The organism is Pedobacter antarcticus, from assembly GCF_900112985.1.
GTDB classification, from domain to species: domain Bacteria; phylum Bacteroidota; class Bacteroidia; order Sphingobacteriales; family Sphingobacteriaceae; genus Pedobacter; species Pedobacter antarcticus.
Map to the genome: position 1 here is coordinate 678,993 of NZ_FONS01000001.1, position 19,279 is coordinate 698,271.

The following is a 19,279-nucleotide window of genomic DNA, read 5'->3' on the forward strand; positions in this document are numbered from 1 at the left end:
AATTAGAAAATCTATTATGATTATGCTACGGCAATGGCGCCGAAGATCACCGGTGCAAGCCGATAATGGTAACCTCCTTCTAAAAAAACTTCCCATATGGGACTTCCTTAATCTTAAAAGCACCATATTGTACTAATCTCAATAGACTGTTATAACAAAAAAAGGAATTCTGCCAATGGAACCATTTAGTTTTGAGAAACTTCCCGAAGTAATCAGAGTTCTATTTGAGAAAGTAGAGCATATTGAAGATTTACTTCAGGGTTTACAGCATGAGGATTCCACTGAAAATGAAATTTTGACGATTCAAGAAGCCGCAAAATTCCTGAAGGTCACTGTATCCACCCTTTACACAAAAGTGAGCAGACGGGAAATCCCAGTAAGCAAACCTGGTAAAAGGTTATACTTCAATAAGTATGAGCTTAAAAAATGGATCATTGCTTCAAGAAAGAAAACAGTTATAGAAATCAGTAAAGAAGCGGAAGATCGCATAAAAACACTCAATAAGCACAAGAACTTCGTTTGACACATATCCAAAAGACCAGCGATTTTATTTCATTTTTTACCCATCCTTTTCATGAAATGATGCAGTTAGTGAATTCATATTACAATTATAACATCAGAAGCATGCTTTACCGTATCCTTTACTATATATGCTCTATTACAAGTTTTGAGATAGCTCATAAGCTACTTCTCATTCCGGTGCACGATAAACTTAAACGATTTCTTCGATAAATTTTCATCCAACTCTACCTTGGCAGCTTCGTCAAGCATCTTCAGCATAATTTTGTCTGCGGCATTACGTTTGGTCTTATCTACAATTTTAGCGTAGATCTCCGTATTTTTAAAAGCTTTATGACCTAACATTTTTGAAACAGTATAAATATCCGTTCCCAGTTCTAATTGCAATGTTGCGAACGTATGGCGAAAACTATGGAAAGTAATATTCTTACTGATACCTGCTGCTGCAAGCCAATGCCTAAAGAAAGTCTTCAACCTTGAATACCTTAATCCCTGAAATACAAAAGTATTCTCAGGATTTTGATTTCCCATAAAAAAGACCGCTTGATCGGAGATCGGCATTACTTCTGCAGCTTCCGTTTTTTCCTGTGAAAACTGAAGTTCATATTTCCCGATCGTTCCACGTAATTCTGACCACTTCAGTGTTGCTACATCGAAAAATCTCAATCCGGTTAGTCCAGAGAAGAGCGCGGCCCTTCTCATCAAATCTGACTCGGCAGGTGTTTCGGCTAAATGCTGAAACTCTTCAAGGGTAAGCCGTTCTCTATGTATTTCCTTGGGTGTGACGGGCTTAACAATAGCATGTAGATCCTGCGGAATTAAGCCTTTTTTGTAGGCAATTCTTAAATATGCCTCAGCTTAGCGTAATAGCTTACAGCCGTATTTCTTGAGATAGGCCTTCCAGTTCTACTAATTAAATCATGACCAGCAAAGGCTATAAAGTATCTTACCCCCATTCCCCAGTTATCTGAAAAAGATTGTTGCTTTTTGCGGGCTTCGACTTTAAAAAAGTCAGTAAAGCTTGAATCTCTTAATGTATCTGAAATAAAACCAAACCTACGGTTTTGTATATCCAATTGCCGTTGGGCACAAACTGCACGAGCCAACATCATGATTTCCTTATTATATTGCCGCTCCCACTGGTCAGCAGGATCATCATAAACATATAATTTAAGGGTTTCAAACCGATGTAATTTACCGGTAGCGGGGTTTTTGATCGGTGGTGAATAATCCAGCACGATGCTTTTTCTGTCATTCACGATAGTTCTCATTCTCATTTTCACTTTAGCCATAACTTAATCGTTTTGGTTTGAAAATTTATTTAGATCAGACTTCAAAACATACCTATACTTACCTTCACGGTATTTAGGTATATTATTCCGCTTCAGCAGATCCCACAAAGCTTTCTCAGAAAAATTAAGCGCCTCTTGAGCCTCCGACATGGAATAGCAGAACTTCGGATGTGGATTCTTTTTACGTGCCCGCAGCACAGGCACCTGAAATTCCGGGAGTACCAGCATCTGATCAAGATCAACTCGTTTAATCAGTGTTTTTCGAGGTGTGAACCTAATGGCTTTTATTCTACCGCTTTGAATGATGTTGTAAATGCTTCTGACTGAAGTAGTCAATAATCTGGCAGCCTCCTTAACCGTTAAAAATTCAGCCACTACTGTACTCTTAGTTGTAGCGGCCATAGTCCCTGCAACTTGTTTTTCAGAGACCTCTATTTTCAATTCTCTGGCCTTTCGTTTTCCGTATCTGCTGTTACATGTATGGCTGCAAAATCTAGTCACCGTAGTCTTTGCCATGAAAGCATCTCCACAGAATTCACAAATCCTTTTTACCTTAATGTTCGAACTCATCCTTTGTTGCTTTAAGTCTAAAGCACGGGCGCTTTTTGATCAAATTCTACCGAAAAACACCTGTAGTTATCTCGCCAATTTAAGTGTCATTAAGCGGCGATTAGTGTCATTAGATGTCGTTAGTCGCCATAATCTACCAGATGATTTTCACACCTGATTTTTAGGAGAAAAAAGCTACAATTGCGTTACAAAAGTCAGAAAAATAAAAGGATAAATCCAAAAACATGGACAAAAGAAATTCACATAACTTATTAACAATAAGCTATTTACTTGTCAGTATTTATCGTAATTATGCAGTAGTTATCATTGATTATTTGCCCGCATAAAATGTATTTAGAGAATCTACTTTCAACCGACCCTTCAGCCAGGAGCGGATCCTGATCTGGTTAGCGGGTGTCGGTAATTTAGAAACTTGTGCGGTGAAAAGTGTAATTGTGTCCTTGTGTTGCGTATCCAGCCTGTTCATAACGTTATTTGATAGTGAGTAGCTTTTGATTTCGGGAAATAAGGCGATTAATTCGGATCTGATATCTGGCAAAGCCTGAGAAAGCTTATCGATTTTAACCGGACTACCGAACTGGTTTTCTTTTTTGAATACATCTTCCATGATGCTGGCCTTTATCTGTGAGAAATCGATTTCCTGACTTGCATTAAGTCCTTGTCTTATCCTTAGAGTGGTACCATCCAGTTTGTATTTTTTTAGGTTTCCCTTTATAGCGTTGACAACATTCTCTGATAGTTCTGTACCTATCAAAAGCAGGTCGATCTCTTTTTCGCCTTTCGAGTAACTGAGGTTTCGGTTGATGACCTGGGTTGTGGTGAAATTGAACTGCTCCCGGATAAATGTCTGTGCATTGTTTTCAAAAATGCTTTTTTGTACAATGCCATAGGCAAGGTATATGCTAGGAATAATGGTAATGAGTACACTGATAAGAATATACCTGGTTACCTTTTTTTCGACACCCGGATCCTCAAAATGTTTTTTATCGAATTTTAAAAAGCGAACGATAAGGTAGGTGGAGATACAGATGAATAGACTGTTGATAAAAAACAGGTACAAGGCACCAAAGAAAAATGGCCAGTTGCCCATAGCCAGCCCATAGCCTGCTGTACAAAGTGGAGGCATCAGTGCTGTGGCAATAGCCACACCTGGGATTATATTACTTTTTTCCCTCCTGGTAGCGGCAATAATTCCAGCCAGTCCCCCAGTAAAAGCGATGAAGACATCCCATATTGATGGCGTAGTTCTGGCAAGAAGTTCACTCTGTGCTTCATGTAGCGGGGTAATATAAAAGTATATTGTAGAGGTTACGATACTGATAAAGGTGGCAATGAGCAGGTTTCGCCCGCCTTTTTTGACCAGGTCAAAATCATTTGTACCGATGCCAAGTCCTATTCCCATTATGGGACCCATCAGTGGAGAAATCAGCATGGCCCCAATAATCACCGCTGTTGAGTTTACGTTTAGACCAACTGATGCGATGATGATTGCAAAGATGAGTGTCCATAACGGACCGCCAACAAATATTGAATTTTTGGAGATGGATTCCACCACCTCACTTTCATTGGCCTTATCTATATGCAGATTGAAGCGGTTTGCAATGAAAGCCTTAATGGCACTCCGGACATCATCAGTTTTTTTTTCCATGGCGCTGTTTGATCTTTTTAACTGTTGTTAGTTTCGCTCAATTGATCGTTCTCATTTGATTTCCCAATACGCTTTAGAACAATTGTTCCGAGTATACCGGCGACAATTGATGCAATCAGAATTCCATATTTGGCCTGATCAATAAACACAGGATTTTTAAAGGCCAGTCCACTGATAAATAGCGACATGGTAAAGCCTATTCCGGCAAGGAGCGCAACCCCGGCAATATGTTTCCAGTTCGCCCCTTCCGGCAAACTGGAAATCCGGAACCTGACCATTATCCAGCAAAAAAATAGAATACCGATAAATTTGCCAATGATAAGTCCTGCGGCAACGCCTATGGATACAGGATTAATGACTGAACTAAAAAAATCCGTTGTGATCACAATGCCGGCATTGGCCAGCGCAAACAGTGGCATGATTCCGAATGCCACCCAAGGGTGGAGAGCATGTTCTATGGTTTGTAAAGGGGTTTCAGCTGCCATGCTTAGACTCTTCACTTTTTGAATGGTCTTATTTTGCAGGGGAGTGATCAAGCTTCCACGTTCGGGTATATCAATTTCAAAATCATAGGAAAGCTTCCTTAGGTTGCTGGAATAGATTTGTTCGTCGATCCTGGTAACGGCTGGAATAGTGAATGCAACCAGAACTCCAGCGATTGTTGCATGCACGCCGGAGAGCAAAAAGCCGATCCAAACGCATATGCCAAGCACCAGATAAAATATGGCACTTCGGATCCCCATACGATTTCCCACCATCAGCAATATTAAAAATCCTGCCCCAATGCCCAGAGACATAAAATTAATCTGTTCGGTATAGAAAAATGCAATAACCAGCACTGCGCCAAGGTCATCGGCCACCGCCAGGGCGGAGAGAAAGATTTTAACCGAAATTGGAATGTGTTTACTTGCCATAGATAACAGCGCCAGCGCGAAGGCAATATCAGTTGCCATAGGGATTCCCCACCCGTGCGAGGCATCGGTACCTTTATTAATTAAAAAATAAATCGCTGCCGGAACGAGCATGCCGCCCAGGGCAGCTGTCATGGGCAGTGAGGCCTTTTGCAGTGAAGAAAGTTCTCCCTCCATGAATTCCCGCTTGAGCTCAAGACCGATTACAAAGAAGAATATCGCCATAAGACCGTCATTGATCCAGATGTGAAGCGGATGGCTAAGCAAAAACTTATCAAACCCTACAGTGAAATTGATATGCCAAAGATGTTCATAAAAGTCATGAAACGGTGAGTTTGCCCATGCAATCGCAATCACCACGCTGATCAGTAGTACAATTCCACTTGTATGTTCCAGGTGGATAAAATGGCTCACCGGCGCCATGATCTTTTCTATCGTCGTCTTTTTCATATACCTCAAAATTCCAAATATACATTTTTAAAGAAACCTCATGGTTTTATTACGGGGTTAATATCTTATTTTGCGAAAAACCGGTACATGAAAATGATTAGAGCGAACGACATCATACGGAAAAAAATATACATCATTATCTTCAGGTCCGATACAAGGGCCGGGAAACTCTTTGATGTTGTGCTGTTAATATTAATCCTGCTGAGTATACTTTCTGTCTTTCTGGAGAGCGTAGCTTCGGTAAGGGAAAGATTTTACCATACGATCCATATACTGGAGTGGATATTTACCATTTTGTTTACTGCGGAATATATGCTTCGAATATATGCCAGCCATAAGCCCCTTCGATATATTTTTAGTTTTTATGGACTAGTGGATCTGATCGCATTTATCCCTACGTATTTAAGCCTTTTTTTTGTAGGAACCCAGTACCTAGTCGTTGTCAGGGCTTTCAGGTTGCTGCGCGTATTCAGGATCCTCAAACTTACCCAATTCCTATATGAAGGCAATATCTTGAAAAAAGCCCTTCGGGCAAGCCTTTATAAGATTGTCATGTTCCTTTCCAGTGTAATTACTTTGGTCACCATCATAGGTACACTGATGTACATTATAGAGGGGGAGACAAGTGGCTTTACCAGTATTCCCATGTCTATATACTGGGCCATTGTAACCATTACTACGGTAGGCTATGGTGATATATCGCCTCAAAGTCCTTTAGGACAAATGCTTGCCAGCGTACTGATGGTAATAGGTTATGGAATAATCGCTGTTCCAACCGGCATCGTATCTGTTGAGATGTCCAGGGCTACCGAGGCAGCAAAGATTAAATGTCCTAACTGTTATACTGGGCTGCATAATGAGAATGATCGGTTTTGTTCCAATTGTGGTCATCAATTAAAAAAGTAAAACGTTAAATAAAAGCCCCTACTATGAATAATATTCAACGAACATTGAAAAATTCCACTTTCAAACCTGGAATTATAGTGCCCAGTTTAATCTTTATCATATCTGTTACCCTGGTATCAAGTTTCTTTCCCATTCAGACAGCCTTGATACTAGATGTGATTAAAACCTGGATTTTTGTGAATTTAAATTGGGTGTATGTATGGTCGGTTACCATTTTTGTGATTTTTCTCTTAGTACTAACCTTTAGCAAATACGGCACGATCCGTCTGGGGGATGATGATGAGAAACCGGAGCATTCATTTTTTTCATGGATATCGATGCTTTTCGCTGCAGGAATGGGGATTGGGCTGATGTACTTTGGTGTAGCCGAACCTATGTCCCATTATACAGAAAAGGCTTTTTCCGGTCTGGACGAGGTTCAGCGGTCCAGAAATGCCCAGCTTTATACATTCTTCCATTGGGGAATACATGCATGGGCAGTTTATGGAATTGTCGGATTGTCTCTGGCTTATTTTACCTTCAGGTTCAAACTCCCGTTGTCCCTTCGTAGCTGTTTTTATCCAATATTGAAGAACAGGATAAATGGTCCTGCGGGCGATGCCATTGATACATTTGCTTTGTGCAGTACTTTCTTCGGCATTACCACTACATTGGGTTTTGGGGTAGTACAACTTAATGCCGGGCTGGTTGAGGTTGGTGTTTTAAAGGATACCGGCTTTTGGTATCAGGCCGGAATCGTTCTGATTATCATGCTGATTTCTGTGATATCTGCAACTTCGGGGGTAAATAAAGGGGTTAAATATTTAAGCCAGCTCAATATTATAGCGGCAATAACGCTGATGGTTTTTATATTGATTCTAGGGCCTACTGTTTTCTTGCTTGGATCGTTCTCTGAAGGAATAGGAAACTACCTGACGCAATTCTTTACTTTAACCTTTAATACCCATGCCTATGATGAGGCTACCCAGCCATGGTTTTTTAACTGGACAATTCTTTACTGGGCCTGGTGGATATCCTGGTCTCCGTATGTGGGGCTTTTCATTGCAAGAATTTCCCGGGGGAGGACAATAAGGGAGTTTATCGGGGCGGTATTGATTATACCAACATTTTTCAACTTCCTATGGATGACAGTCTTTGGCAACAGTGCTACCTGGCTCGACCGCACAAGGGGTGGCGTACTGAGTAGTATAGTGGAAAATACTGATAAACTCCTGTTTGAGTTTCTTGGACAATTCCCAATTTCTTCTGTAACGAGTATTCTCGCCATATTTATTATATTTATATTCTTTATAACCTCGGCAGATTCGGGAATATTTGTAATGGACAATATTGCATCTAACAATGCTAAAAATTCACCTAAGTGGCAATTAATATTCTGGGGTGTACTTTTAGGACTGTTGTCTCTTGTTCTGCTTAATGCTGGAGGACTTCAGTCGCTGCAGACTATGACCCTAATTACTGCATTACCTTTTTCACTGATCATGTGCATGTTCTGTTATAGCCTGATTGTTGGGCTCCGAATCGATTATGGTTATTACAAGAAAGGATATTCTCCCGCAACGACTAACTGGTCGGGTGAATTTTGGAAAGAACGGCTCGACCATATTCTGTCTTATAAGAAAGAGGATGCGGTGAATAGTTTTATTGCCGAAACAGTTAGGCCGGCACTGGATGAGCTTGCAAATGCATTTCAGGAAAAACAGATCGTGGCATCTGTATCCATTTATGAACATCCCTTTGCCGTCGAGATCACCATTAAACATAAAGTGATTGAAGATTTTAAGTATGGAGTCAAAACGCACTCGAAAGTTATATCGGAATTTCTTGTGGATGAAATAAACCTGCCGGGGATTAAAAAGAACAGCACCTTCATTCCGGTTACCTATTTTGGTGATAACCGGCCTGGCTATAATATCGAGTATTTCAGTCATCGGGAGATCATTGCAGATGCCTTAAAACAATATGAAAGGTTCATTGAATTATCTTCAGATGTCAAAAACGAAATGTTTTTAGATAACACGCTTAAGGATAGTCAATAACTTTCGAACTCAGATATTTCATTTGATCTAATTACTCAATGTTGGAGAGGTATTTATAAAAATTGTTAAACCAATGTCTAGAATGATAGGCTTAAACAGAATCATTGTAAACAAGGCGACATAATGTAGCTAATTTGCTATACATGCTTTGCCTTGTTTTGATAAAAAGCACAAACCGGAAAACCAATGCCTTTCTCTTACCCTGAAAACCCTGTCTCGATCGGGGGTATATTATGAAGAAAGAATGGAGGAAAAGCTGTTTCAAAAAGACGTAGAAAAGGTTTTGGGTGTACCTCAAGACAGTATCGCAAATTGGTAAAGAACAGTATTATACCTAAAATTCAGTATTACCCTTATATAATCATACATGTCCTTTGTTTACGATTTGGCGGAATTGTCAAATAACTTCAAAAGTTACAGATATTATAATGGTCTTAGGCATAAAGAATTAGGGAAATTTTCGAAGTTAATGGATTGACAGTGCGTAGTTGGGAATTGGGAGAACTCCAACCGCATTAGAAAGTTCTAAATAGGCTAAATGCGATATTAAAAAAATGCTTTAAATGATAGCCGCGAGAGATAAGGCTGGATACAAGTTCTTTCGGTTTGATTCCTTCACAGATGACATTCATTCTGTAGTTTATTTCTGTGATTTTTTCCCCAATCAGCCAGAGTATTTACAATGGGAATAACTGTATTCGCATATTCAGTTGGCTCATAACTAACAATGACAGGTGTGGCTTCCGCTTCAACCTTACGAACTATAACACCATTTGTTTCCAAATCCTCCAACTCATTTGACAACACCCTGGCAGAAATACCTTCCACGGCCTTCTGTAATTCATTAAAGCGATTATATCCACTAGCGATTCCTACTACAATACGTAATTTCCACTTACCTCCCAGAACATGCAGAGCATCCTCAATAGCCTTTAAACTTTGAATACAGGCTAAACTTTTGAATTCGTTTTTATCGTTTTTACTTTCCATCTATTTTATGCAACTAACCTTTTTGATAGTACTAACCTTTAGGTTACAACTTACTGTCATCCCACTATAATCGGCTTCTTCGTCCTGCATTTTCAATAATTGCCCCGGGTGCTATGAACGACATTCCGCCCGCTTCAAAATCATAATATCCCTGGCAATACTTCAGTCACTTTTCAAGTATAATCTCTGGTTTTGAGCTGAAAGAGGAGTTAATCTCCTCGCTGATCAGTTGCTTAACGAAGCAACCTCGCTTTCATCAGCGTAGCAAGTCTTCGACAAACAGCAGCAAGTAAGGTTCAACCCTAGCTATTTCCATAATTTGTGTGGAATAACTGATCAAATCAGCAATGATTAATGACATAATCCACACCGCAAGCTCGTTCTTTAAAGCAGATTTCATATTAGACAGCTCTTCAAACATGATAATCTGCGCCAGTACCACATAGCTGACATAAACACCGATATTGTTCAGGTTTCAATCAATCTTTTCGAGGTAATTCTTATCGGTAAGTTCAGCAGCTTGTATGGTCACCGCATTTTCATTGACTGCCTGGAAGTGCACCTATCATACACAACACCCTGGGCATCTACAGATCTTATCAGTCCCGCACTGAGCTGTAAACTCAGCGAAATCTTGTTTTGATTAAAGAATGAGAAATAGCTCTTATTAGAATGAGAGACGAGAGCTACTCAAGCGATAATGGTGCCCTACTTCGAAAAAAACTTCCCATATGGGACTTCCTTGATCTTATTAGGACAATATTGTACTAATCTCAATAGACTGTTATAATAAAAAATAGGAATTCGGCCAATGGAACCATTTAGTTTTGAAAAACTTCCCGAAGTAATCAGAGTTCTATTGGAGAAAGTAGAGCATATTGAAGATTTGCTTCAGGGTTTACAACCTGAAGATTCCAGTGAAAATGAAATTTTGAAGATTCAAGAAGCCGCAAAATTCCTGAAGGTCACTGTACCCGCCCTGTACACAAAAGTGAGCAGACGGGAAATCCCAGTAAGCAAACCTGGTAAAAGGTTATACTTCAATGAATATGACCTTAAGAAATGGATCACTGATTCGAGAAGGAAAACAGTTATTGAAATCAGAAAAGCATATGAAAATAGTTAATAAGCATAAAAATTTTACTTAACATTTGCGGTAAAAACCAAAATAACACGGATATCATAAAAATAAGGCAACCAGTTAATATTTCTGGCATGGTCTCTTGAACAAGTTTCCTGTATTCGATTAGACTTCGAAAAAAGAAGACTGTAAAATGACCTGTGTCAATTAATATCTCACTTTTTTATCAAGACGTCCTAGGAGTACTTCTTTTCATTCCGATGCACGATAAACTTGAACGATTTCTTCGATAAATTTTCATCCAAGTCCTCCTTGGCAGCTTCGTCAAGCATCTTCAGCATAATTTTGTCTGCGGCATTACGTTTGGTCTTATCTACAATTTTAGCGTAGATCTCCGTATTTTTAAAAGCTTTATGACCTAACATTTTTGAAACGGTATAAATATCCGTTCCCAGTTCTAATTGCAATGTTGCGAACGTATGGCGAAAACTATGGAAAGTAATATTCTTACTGATACCTGCTGCTGCAAGCCAATGCCTAAAGAAAGTCTTCAACCTTGAATACCTTAATCCCTGAAATACAAAAGTATTCTCAGGATTTTGATTCCCCATAAAAAATACTGCTTGATCGGAGATAGGCATTACTTCTGCAGCTTCCGTTTTTTCCTGTGAAAACTGAAGTTCATATTTCCCGATCGTTCCACGTAATTCTGACCACTTCAGTGTTGCTACATCAGAAAATCTCAATCCGGTTAGTCCAGAGAAGAGCGCAGCCCTTCTCATCAAATCTGAGTCGGCAGGTGTTTCAGCTAAATGCTGAAACTCTTCGAGAGTAAGCCGTTCTCTATGTGTTTCCTTGGGTGTAACGGGCTTAACAATAGCATGTAGGTCCTGCGTAATTAAGCCCTTTTTGTAGGCAATTCTTAAAATATGCCTCAGCTTCGCGTAATAGCTTACGGCCGTATTTCTTGAGATAGGCCTTCCAGTTCTACTAATACCAGGTCCACTAAGTAAATAATTTTTATAATCCTCACATAAATAGTCATTGAGCTCAGGAAATTTTAAATCATGACCAGCAAAGGCTATAAAGTATCTTAACCCCATTCCCCAGTTATCTGAAAAAGATTGTTGCTTTTTGCGGGCTTCGATTTTAAAAAAGTCAATAAAGCTTGAATCTCTTAACGTATCTGAAATAAAACCAAACCTACGATTTTGTATATCCAATTGCCGTTGGGCACAAACTGCACGAGCCAACATCATAGTTTCCTTATTATGTTGCCGCTCCCACTGGTCAGCAGGATCATCATAAACATATAATTTAAGGGTTTCAAACCGATGTAACTTCTTACCAGAAGTTGGGTTTTTGATCGGTGGTGAATAATCCAGCACGATGCTTTTTCTGTTATTCACGATAGTTCTCATTCTCATTTTCACTTTCGCCATAACTTAATTGTTTTGGTTTGAAAATTTATTTAGATCAGACTTCAAAACATAACTATACTTACCTTCACGGTATTTAGGGATATTATTACGCTTCAGCAGATCCCACAACGCTTTCTCAGAAAAATTAAGCGCCTCTTGAGCCTCCGACATGGAATAGCAGAACTTCGGATGTGGATTCTTTTTACGTGCCCGCAGCACAGGCACCTGAAATTCCGGGAGTACAAGCATCTGATCAAGATCAACTCGTTTAATCAGTGTTTTTCGAGGTGTGAACCTAATGGCTTTTATTCTACCACTTTGAATGATATTGTAAATGCTTCTGACTGAAGTATTCAATAATCTGGCAGCCTCCTTAACCGTTAGAAATTCTGCCACTACTATACTCTTAGTGGTCGCGGCTATAGTCTCTAAAACTTGCTTTTCAGAGGCCTCTATTTTCAATTCTCTGGCCTTTCGTTTTCCGTATCTGCTATTACACATATGGCTGCAAAATCTAGTCACGGTAGTCTTTGCCATGAAAGCATTTCCACAGAATTCACAAATCCTTTTTACCTTAATGTTCGAACTCATCCTTTGTTGCTTTAAGTCTAAAGCACTGGCGCTTTTTGATCAAATTCTACCGAAAAACACCTGTAGTTATCTCGCCAATTTAAGTGTCATTAAGCGTCGATAAGTGTTATTTAGTGTCATTAGATGTCGTTAGTCGCCATAATCTACCAGATGATTTTCACACCTGATTTTTAGGAGAAAAAAGCTACAAATGCGCTACAAAAGTCAGAAAAACAAAAGAATAAATCCAAAAACATGGACAAAAGAAATTCACATAACTTATTAACAATAAGCTATTTACTTGTCAGTATTTATCGTAATTATGCAGTATTTATCATCGATTATTTGCCAATACAAAAAGTGAAGTGCAATATCAATCAGCATGTTACAATAAATATACTGAAAACTATGCCTTTAATTAAACCAAAATACCTTAAGAAAGGTAATTAAAAGCCAATATGATCCGTTTAATAATGTTAAATACTTTACTAAACAGATCATTAACTACATTTATTAAATTATTCGACAGCTGCTATTTCTTCAACGTTAGATCGTTTATATGATGCATCTCTAATATAGTCATCAATAGATATAATGAACTTTTCCAAATGTTCAACTATATATTGTCTAAACTCATCCAAGCGACCGAACGGATAGTCTTGGCCTATTTCTGCAAAAGTTTTTTCGCCGTGTGCCAGCCAATTACGTTTTTGCTGCACCTCTTTAAATGCTTCTCCATGAATATCTTTTCGATAGCCATCTTTCAGTTTATCAATATTTACACCTAAAGACTTGGCTGTTTCTTGAATCTTAAATGCATCTAACGATCCACCATATTTGATGTAATAAGATGCTAGCACCAATGACTCGTTAAATATTAAATTCGAAAGCTTGATAAAATTATTAATCACGGCATCTTTTTTCATTTTCTCATCGTGCTTATAAACATTATCAAGCCAATACTTTTTCACATCATCTATCACATCGAAATATTTAAGTTTAGGATTATGTCTATCCGAATTAATTGAGTCGAATATGGTTATCACGGAGTTAAATACAGTTGATTCTACTAAGTTATATAATAGTAAAAAAGTGCTAGCTCTAAATATATTAATTTTTTGAGAATCAAATATAATATCAATGTTAGTGTCACTTACAGCATCAAAAGCTGTCAATTTTGGCTTATCTAATTCAATCACCTTTAAAATTTCGAAGTAAAGGTTAATCTCAGTTATTCTTCTATCAAACTCTTCCCGAATCACCATAATCTAATTCATTTATATTAATGGATGACAACAAACAGTTTTTCACGAACTCTATTCTTGCAACCAGTTTACTCTTATTGTTAGAAGATCCAGAGGTGACTAAATTTTTATACTCTGCCGAAGTAAGCCATCGTAGATCTGGGTTTGTTAAATTTGGGTTTTCTTTCAACGCAAGGTTGACCCCTACTGATATTGATTCAAATCTGACTTTAGGTATGGACTTTGAAGACGGTGTTCTTTTAAAACCGGAAGGGAAGTACTCTGAAACAAATTGCAGTGCTCTTTTTAACTCATCCTCCTTTTGTTGTTTTTCAACATCACTAAAATCGTCGTTTTTATCTTTAATATAATCGTCTAAAAAACCTTTGACAGAATGATCAAATTCATTATACCTTTCTGAATAAGCAAAGAATCTTGTTATTAATTCCTCCTTTTCACCACGTAATTTATCATCATTTCTAGCTGATGAAAACAACGAGGTAAACTCGTCCAAGGTTACACAATACAGGATGAAATCATAAAATTTATTATTTAAATAACTTCCTTTTCTTATTTCTGCTGATGTTAGCTTTTGTCCTGTAGAATTTATTCGATTAAATATATCAGCTCTTACACCCTCATCAGTCTCTTCATCTAACATGTAAATCTTCAACGAAAGAGCATTAAACTTTCTCTGCCTTGAAATTTCAAGCTCAGAAAATCTATAACCATTTAGAGTATCTAAGACCTCTAAATTATTAAGAACCAATACCCCATCAACGAATTCCTTAATTGTCGATAGCCTTTGTACCCCGTCAATTAATTCCATATTTCCCTCATCGTCTAAAGTAAATGCGAAAAGTGGAGGCATTGGAACTTTCATGAAAATTGATTCAATAAATTTCGCCTTCATTCCTTCATTCCAAACGAATTCTCTTTGATACTCAGGGACTATAATTATTGAATTACTTGATTCTGCGTTAATGAGAGTTCGATATTCTTGGCCTGCTGTTTTCTTAATAAACTTTTTAGTTAAAACCTCAATCGGCCATTCAACCAATCTGTAGTTATAATCTTTTTCCGTCTCCTTAATCTGTTCTTCTACTTCAAGATTTGCAACTTTTTCAACATTTGCACTCATATATTTATAGAATTTAGGTGTTGTTTTATACTTTTTGCTATTACTTGTCCCAAAGCTACTGGAACTGCGTTTCCTAGCTGCCTGGCAACTGTTACTGTTGACAATTCTTTTGACGGATCAAAAAACTTATAATCAATAGGAAATGTTTGAAATAAGGCCGCTTCTCGGAGTGAAATAGCTCTGTCTTGCTCAGGATGACCAAATCGTCCATTACCATATCCTATACAATGAGTAGTAACAGTTGGGGCTGGTTCTTCCCATCTCATTCTTCCATATACACTTGCATAGGTTTTGCCGGAATCCTTCTTATGGCAATCTAACCATAAGTCTTTAGGCCAATTTTTCCACCCCCCTCCGTATGGTGTAGCCTTTATCCGTTTTTTATTTAAAGAGCTAAGTTTTCTCGAAAAATGAAGATGATCGTCTTTATAGTGTTCCCCATCATTAATAGCTGGAAGATGACCTATTATATCCTTTACTGTAACATAATTCTTCGAATCATGTGTCTTAGGAATCAACTTAATTTCACCCAATTTCGATGCAAGCAGAACCAGTCTTTTTCTATTTTGAGGTATACCATAGTCAGGGCAATTTACGACCTCAAAACTAATATAATAGCCTTGATCTTTTAAATCATTAATAAAATCTTCAAATACCGGAGCTTTTTTAAAATTAATTAATTGGGCCACATTTTCCATTGAGACAATCTCGGGTTGTGTTTCCTTTATTAATCTAGAAAACTGATATAAAAGCCCCCATTTAGCATTGTAATCTTCTTTATTCTTGAAAGAATAAGAGGAAAAGGGTTGACATGGAGCACACCCTACCAAGATCTTAATCTTAGCCTTTTTATAATGCTTCATTAAATCTTCACCAGTAAGTTCAGAAACGTCAGTAGAGTGAAATTTAGCTTGATTATTAGCTTCAAATGCATACCTACATGTTTCATCAATATCATACCCTGCGGTAACACTGAAATTTTCCTTTTTAAACCCATGTGACAACCCCCCAATTCCACAAAAAAGGTCTATAACACTACAATCAAGTTGATCCTTTATTTCTTTATCCACAGCTAAAAATAGTCATATTAATCTTTTGCAAAAGTACTGATTTTTAATTTTATTGTAGATTTAATTAATTATATCAGCCGGCAAACATATCCTTTATAAAACAGCAAGTGACATAGGTTTTCCAACCATATGATGATGCAAGAAGTTAAATAATAAATCCCAGACAGCTTTACCATTCATCCTCCTAAACAAGGAAACTATTTGAAATTTAAATTCCAATAAATTATACCAATTGCTTAAGTTTATAAGACCTTAAAAATACGCATGGAGGAACAGAACATACAGTCAAACATATCTGATTCAGTTTACAATTCGGTAGAGAATCTTTCAGACTACGAGTACCCAGAAGTTTCACTTGTATCTGAAACATTCAGAGCTGCCTTAATCAACTCTATAAACAAAAGGCAAAATTGTCAGTTCCCACTTGTCTTGGGCTGTGATTCTGAAATACGGATTGAAGATATTTTCAACCGACCTAACGTATTAATAGCAGGAATAACAGGAAGTGGAAAAACGCAATTTATTTACACTCAAATAGCTTTTTGGCTTTTTCACAAACACCCATCTCAACTCAAACTTATACTATGTGGTAGCAAGAGCATAGATTATACATCTTTCAATACATTAGACCGCCACTTTATGGCAGCGCCATATACGGGCACAGGCATTATACATGCCTCAGAATTTCATCATACAATAATTTCACTAATTAACGAAGTGGAGGAGCGTATTCGTCTTTTTACATTGGCTGGAGTAAAAACGATTAATCAGTACAACTCACTTTTTATAGAACAAAAACTTGACCCCAAGCAGAGACATCATTTTTTACCAGATATTACTGTCATCATAGACGATATTTCTACTTTTATATTTTCAGAAAGTAATACAGCTCTATTAATTGCACTCACTCAAATGAATATTCATACAGGGATTTATATCATTGCTGCCACTAGCCAGATAAATATCCCGGCATTCTCAACTCAACTACGAAGCAATTTTGTTTTAAGAGTCGCTTTTAAGCTTATGTCACAACGTGATTCCAGGAAGATACTGGATTCTCCGGGAGCAGAACGACTTAATGATCCAGGGGAATTAATTTACGACTTTAGCGGACAACTTATAAAAACCAATGTCCCATTGATTGAATATTCAGAACTTCAAAAATTAATTGTTAGAATTGCAGAACAAAAGGGTTATTCAGAATCTTATAAACTATATAACCCCAATCCAAAAGCGAAGATCAAATTAGAGAGGTTAGATTCTATGATAAAAGAAGCAGCGCGATTAATCGTAATACAACAACAAGGTTCTACATCTCTAATCCAACGCAAATTAAAGTTGGGATATAATAGAGCAGGAAGAATTATAGACCAACTTGAAGAGATCGGGGTGATTGGTCCATTTGAAGGCTCTCATGCAAGGGAAGTTAATATTCCAGATTTATCTGCGCTAGAATGTTTTTTTGAAAATCTAGAAGAATAGGGAAAATCAGGCTAAAATTTCAAACCTCAGATCAGATCATCATACAACAGATGCGCGAAACATCTGATTCTCCGCAGACCTTTATCATAAGAGATTATCTTCAAAAAGATGGTGCCAATTTGCCAATTCTTTTTCCAATTCCACAAATCTAAAGTTTGAACAGAAAATCAGCAAGTGGAAAGAGATCCTTATTTTAACATGGCCGGTCTCAGTCAGCGTAAAGCCATTGCAACCACCTAGACATTCATCTGGACACAATAGTGATAACATAAATTATTGTAAAAAATCCTTTGATTTAACGTATTTATCAATTCGAAACCATAGCGAATTCATTAAATTAAAATATTGGCGTATATAGACTTTTGATAAATTCGTCTGGGATTTCCCCGCAATTATCAGTAGCTATAGCGAACTTGTTTTCTAACCACTGTGCGCCTAAATCGCTCAATTGAACATCAGCTTGTTGACGAAGTGAATCCCTAACATTGATCTTTGTCTCTCCTTGTTCATGTCTCATTTTTGTTCGGTGAAATGATTCGTAACTTAAAGACTCAATCAGATCGCTCATTTTTGGACATTCGGCCATCGTTGCATCAATAAATTTCGAGTCTTTAATCCTAATATAAACACCATAATCTTCCTTCCAAGGAACATACTTAATATCTTCAGTCGTCGCAACATCTCTTTTATCCAGATGTTTAATAGCTATTGCCTTACCAAATATAGCATACTCCCCATTTGGAAGCATCATTGCTAGATATACAATATCGCCATCACTATATCTTCGCGGTCTACCTTTCTTTCCTGAAAAAGTTATTGCAAAATGACAGTGACTACCTTCTACCATATCACGGATTCGAAAATTTTGATCCGCTCTTGATTTAGACTGTCCGAAAAACTTCACAAAATACTTTCTATTTGAATTATTACCTTTTAAAGGTGACATGCCATAATCTTTTAGATCATGTGGAAGTGATTTCAATGGAGTCGCAGTCGCAAGTTCAGCTTCCCACATATTAACTGTCTCAACAACCAAACATTTTGGATCAATATTGAAGAGTTCTTCAAAATAACTTTCAGATTTAAGAATCATCTGAGCATCAAGGATTTTTACACCAAGTTCATAATTACCAAAGAATCCACCTCCCGTAAAATTTGCAGATGATATAATTGCACACCTATTATCAAATAAGTAAAGCTTACTATGAAGCTGTTTTATACCTTTGACTTTAAATCCCTTCTCTACCAACTTCCTTAAGGCTGACAAGCTTGAAACTTTAGAACGAAAATCATTCATATTATACCTAGTGATAATTTTCACCTCAGATTTGCCATAAAGCCTGATCAAATGGTCCACCATTACATCAGTTATAAAGGGTGAGATTATACGAACATTGTCCGCACCCTTCACCTGCTCCTTAAAATGAGAAAGCCAATCATTGTTTATAATTGAAAACATTAGTTAGATTAATTTCTTTAAAAAAAAATGTTGTTTTTATACGATGTTGAAAAATGTTGTAATATTTGTCAACATTAGAAGCAATTATCCAAGCACAGTTATATTTCATAGATATACATCATCTTTTTCACCGTTGATTTCTCGTCCAATACTAAGCAATAATTTTCACCACCTTTTGTACGTGATATGTGAAATGGCGCAACATCCTTTAGAGATCTTTCATATGCAATTTTAAGCTTTTCTATGTGCGTGTCTTCATCAACCTTCCATCTGCGACCAAGGTAAGAGAAATGACCAAACACCTTTCTACTACTCCCCGTCGTTCCTCCGTCAAGCCTTATATATTTGGGCTCTTTATTCAAAAGAGGCTCAACTTCCTGAATATAAAATTGTTGAAAGTCTTTCAAATCACTTGATTTTTGTCTGGCCATAGTTATCAATAATTCATAAATTGGTTTTGTTTATAACAACATTAAATAATGTTCA

The 19,279-nt window shown here is 37.4% G+C and carries 18 protein-coding genes; 5 read left to right on the plus strand and 13 right to left on the minus strand.

Annotated features, from left to right (window positions below; genetic code table 11):
* Nucleotides 1-175 precede the first annotated feature (175 nt).
* Entirely contained in the window at nucleotides 176-523 is a 348-nt protein-coding gene (locus tag BM192_RS02875) for a helix-turn-helix domain-containing protein (RefSeq protein ID WP_037444930.1), read from the plus strand.
* Between the two features lie 161 nt (nucleotides 524-684).
* On the opposite strand, the gene BM192_RS02880 is transcribed toward BM192_RS02875, so the two are convergent.
* The 5 genes from BM192_RS02880 to nhaA all read right to left on the minus strand — a co-directional run bounded on the left by BM192_RS02880 (nucleotide 685) and on the right by nhaA (nucleotide 5,390).
* Nucleotides 685-1,221 (minus strand): site-specific integrase, encoded by a 537-nt coding sequence (locus BM192_RS02880; RefSeq protein ID WP_051760324.1) that lies wholly within the window; start codon nucleotides 1,219-1,221, stop codon nucleotides 685-687.
* A gap of 140 nt (nucleotides 1,222-1,361) precedes the next feature.
* Entirely contained in the window at nucleotides 1,362-1,811 is a 450-nt protein-coding gene (locus BM192_RS02885; RefSeq protein WP_051760327.1) for a hypothetical protein, read from the minus strand.
* A 3-nt stretch (nucleotides 1,812-1,814) separates the two neighbouring features.
* Nucleotides 1,815-2,381, minus strand: coding sequence for a helix-turn-helix domain-containing protein (locus tag BM192_RS02890; protein WP_037444931.1), 567 nt, complete (start codon nucleotides 2,379-2,381; stop codon nucleotides 1,815-1,817).
* Nucleotides 2,382-2,691: 310 nt separating this feature from the next.
* Nucleotides 2,692-4,029, minus strand: a complete 1,338-nt coding sequence (locus tag BM192_RS02895; RefSeq protein ID WP_037444942.1) for a TIGR00341 family protein — start codon at nucleotides 4,027-4,029, stop codon at nucleotides 2,692-2,694.
* 17 nt (nucleotides 4,030-4,046) lie between these two features.
* Nucleotides 4,047-5,390, minus strand: a complete 1,344-nt coding sequence (gene nhaA, locus BM192_RS02900) for a Na+/H+ antiporter NhaA (protein WP_051760329.1) — start codon at nucleotides 5,388-5,390, stop codon at nucleotides 4,047-4,049.
* Nucleotides 5,391-5,477: 87 nt separating this feature from the next.
* Between nhaA and BM192_RS02905 the strand changes: the two genes are divergently transcribed.
* Both BM192_RS02905 and BM192_RS02910 read left to right on the plus strand, forming a co-directional pair.
* A complete protein-coding gene (locus tag BM192_RS02905; RefSeq protein ID WP_037444944.1) occupies nucleotides 5,478-6,296 on the plus strand; it encodes an ion transporter in 819 nt (272 codons plus the stop codon).
* 23 nt (nucleotides 6,297-6,319) lie between these two features.
* A complete protein-coding gene (locus BM192_RS02910) occupies nucleotides 6,320-8,335 on the plus strand; it encodes a BCCT family transporter (protein ID WP_037444946.1) in 2,016 nt (671 codons plus the stop codon).
* 615 nt (nucleotides 8,336-8,950) lie between these two features.
* Here BM192_RS02910 and BM192_RS02915 read toward each other — a convergent pair.
* Nucleotides 8,951-9,325: a winged helix-turn-helix transcriptional regulator gene (locus tag BM192_RS02915; protein WP_037444950.1), complete on the minus strand. Its 375-nt coding sequence runs from the start codon at nucleotides 9,323-9,325 to the stop codon at nucleotides 8,951-8,953.
* Between the two features lie 811 nt (nucleotides 9,326-10,136).
* Here BM192_RS02915 and BM192_RS02920 point away from each other — a divergent pair.
* Nucleotides 10,137-10,451: a helix-turn-helix domain-containing protein gene (locus BM192_RS02920; RefSeq protein WP_037444956.1), complete on the plus strand. Its 315-nt coding sequence runs from the start codon at nucleotides 10,137-10,139 to the stop codon at nucleotides 10,449-10,451.
* 191 nt (nucleotides 10,452-10,642) lie between these two features.
* On the opposite strand, the gene BM192_RS02925 is transcribed toward BM192_RS02920, so the two are convergent.
* The 5 genes from BM192_RS02925 to BM192_RS02950 all read right to left on the minus strand — a co-directional run bounded on the left by BM192_RS02925 (nucleotide 10,643) and on the right by BM192_RS02950 (nucleotide 15,852).
* On the minus strand, nucleotides 10,643-11,815 hold the full coding sequence (locus BM192_RS02925) for a site-specific integrase (protein ID WP_234797500.1): 1,173 nt from the start codon (nucleotides 11,813-11,815) through the stop codon (nucleotides 10,643-10,645).
* Nucleotides 11,816-11,851: 36 nt separating this feature from the next.
* A complete protein-coding gene (locus BM192_RS02930; RefSeq protein WP_037444958.1) occupies nucleotides 11,852-12,418 on the minus strand; it encodes a helix-turn-helix domain-containing protein in 567 nt (188 codons plus the stop codon).
* 497 nt (nucleotides 12,419-12,915) lie between these two features.
* Entirely contained in the window at nucleotides 12,916-13,662 is a 747-nt protein-coding gene (locus tag BM192_RS02940; protein ID WP_037444960.1) for an MAE_28990/MAE_18760 family HEPN-like nuclease, read from the minus strand.
* Nucleotides 13,640-14,782, minus strand: a complete 1,143-nt coding sequence (locus BM192_RS02945) for a GmrSD restriction endonuclease domain-containing protein (RefSeq protein ID WP_037444961.1) — start codon at nucleotides 14,780-14,782, stop codon at nucleotides 13,640-13,642. The genes BM192_RS02940 and BM192_RS02945 overlap by 23 nt, the downstream gene beginning before the upstream one ends.
* On the minus strand, nucleotides 14,779-15,852 hold the full coding sequence (locus BM192_RS02950; RefSeq protein WP_201771438.1) for a DNA cytosine methyltransferase: 1,074 nt from the start codon (nucleotides 15,850-15,852) through the stop codon (nucleotides 14,779-14,781). The genes BM192_RS02945 and BM192_RS02950 overlap by 4 nt, the downstream gene beginning before the upstream one ends.
* A gap of 264 nt (nucleotides 15,853-16,116) precedes the next feature.
* Between BM192_RS02950 and BM192_RS02955 the strand changes: the two genes are divergently transcribed.
* Entirely contained in the window at nucleotides 16,117-17,334 is a 1,218-nt protein-coding gene (locus BM192_RS02955) for a DNA translocase FtsK (protein ID WP_051760333.1), read from the plus strand.
* Between the two features lie 337 nt (nucleotides 17,335-17,671).
* Here BM192_RS02955 and BM192_RS02960 read toward each other — a convergent pair whose 3' ends face one another.
* Together BM192_RS02960 and BM192_RS02965 are read right to left on the minus strand one after the other, a co-directional pair.
* Entirely contained in the window at nucleotides 17,672-18,793 is a 1,122-nt protein-coding gene (locus BM192_RS02960) for a phospholipase D family protein (RefSeq protein ID WP_037444965.1), read from the minus strand.
* A gap of 98 nt (nucleotides 18,794-18,891) precedes the next feature.
* Entirely contained in the window at nucleotides 18,892-19,224 is a 333-nt protein-coding gene (locus tag BM192_RS02965; protein ID WP_037444967.1) for a hypothetical protein, read from the minus strand.
* Nucleotides 19,225-19,279: the final 55 nt, after the last annotated feature.

Bases quoted from the DNA above. Each gene is read 5' to 3' on its own strand.
- BM192_RS02945 (WP_037444961.1), bottom strand. From the start codon at position 14,782: ATGAGTGCAAATGTTGAAAAAGTTGCAAATCTTGAAGTAGAAGAACAG.
- nhaA (WP_051760329.1), bottom strand. From the start codon at position 5,390: ATGAAAAAGACGACGATAGAAAAGATCATGGCGCCGGTGAGCCATTTT.
- BM192_RS02955 (WP_051760333.1), top strand. From the start codon at position 16,117: ATGGAGGAACAGAACATACAGTCAAACATATCTGATTCAGTTTACAAT.
- BM192_RS02885 (WP_051760327.1), bottom strand. From the start codon at position 1,811: ATGGCTAAAGTGAAAATGAGAATGAGAACTATCGTGAATGACAGAAAA.
- BM192_RS02895 (WP_037444942.1), bottom strand. From the start codon at position 4,029: ATGGAAAAAAAAACTGATGATGTCCGGAGTGCCATTAAGGCTTTCATT.
- BM192_RS02915 (WP_037444950.1), bottom strand. From the start codon at position 9,325: ATGGAAAGTAAAAACGATAAAAACGAATTCAAAAGTTTAGCCTGTATT.
- BM192_RS02940 (WP_037444960.1), bottom strand. From the start codon at position 13,662: ATGGTGATTCGGGAAGAGTTTGATAGAAGAATAACTGAGATTAACCTT.
- BM192_RS02875 (WP_037444930.1), top strand. From the start codon at position 176: ATGGAACCATTTAGTTTTGAGAAACTTCCCGAAGTAATCAGAGTTCTA.
- BM192_RS02965 (WP_037444967.1), bottom strand. From the start codon at position 19,224: ATGGCCAGACAAAAATCAAGTGATTTGAAAGACTTTCAACAATTTTAT.
- BM192_RS02930 (WP_037444958.1), bottom strand. From the start codon at position 12,418: ATGAGTTCGAACATTAAGGTAAAAAGGATTTGTGAATTCTGTGGAAAT.
- BM192_RS02880 (WP_051760324.1), bottom strand. From the start codon at position 1,221: ATGAGAAGGGCCGCGCTCTTCTCTGGACTAACCGGATTGAGATTTTTC.
- BM192_RS02960 (WP_037444965.1), bottom strand. From the start codon at position 18,793: ATGTTTTCAATTATAAACAATGATTGGCTTTCTCATTTTAAGGAGCAG.
- BM192_RS02920 (WP_037444956.1), top strand. From the start codon at position 10,137: ATGGAACCATTTAGTTTTGAAAAACTTCCCGAAGTAATCAGAGTTCTA.
- BM192_RS02905 (WP_037444944.1), top strand. From the start codon at position 5,478: ATGAAAATGATTAGAGCGAACGACATCATACGGAAAAAAATATACATC.
- BM192_RS02910 (WP_037444946.1), top strand. From the start codon at position 6,320: ATGAATAATATTCAACGAACATTGAAAAATTCCACTTTCAAACCTGGA.
- BM192_RS02890 (WP_037444931.1), bottom strand. From the start codon at position 2,381: ATGAGTTCGAACATTAAGGTAAAAAGGATTTGTGAATTCTGTGGAGAT.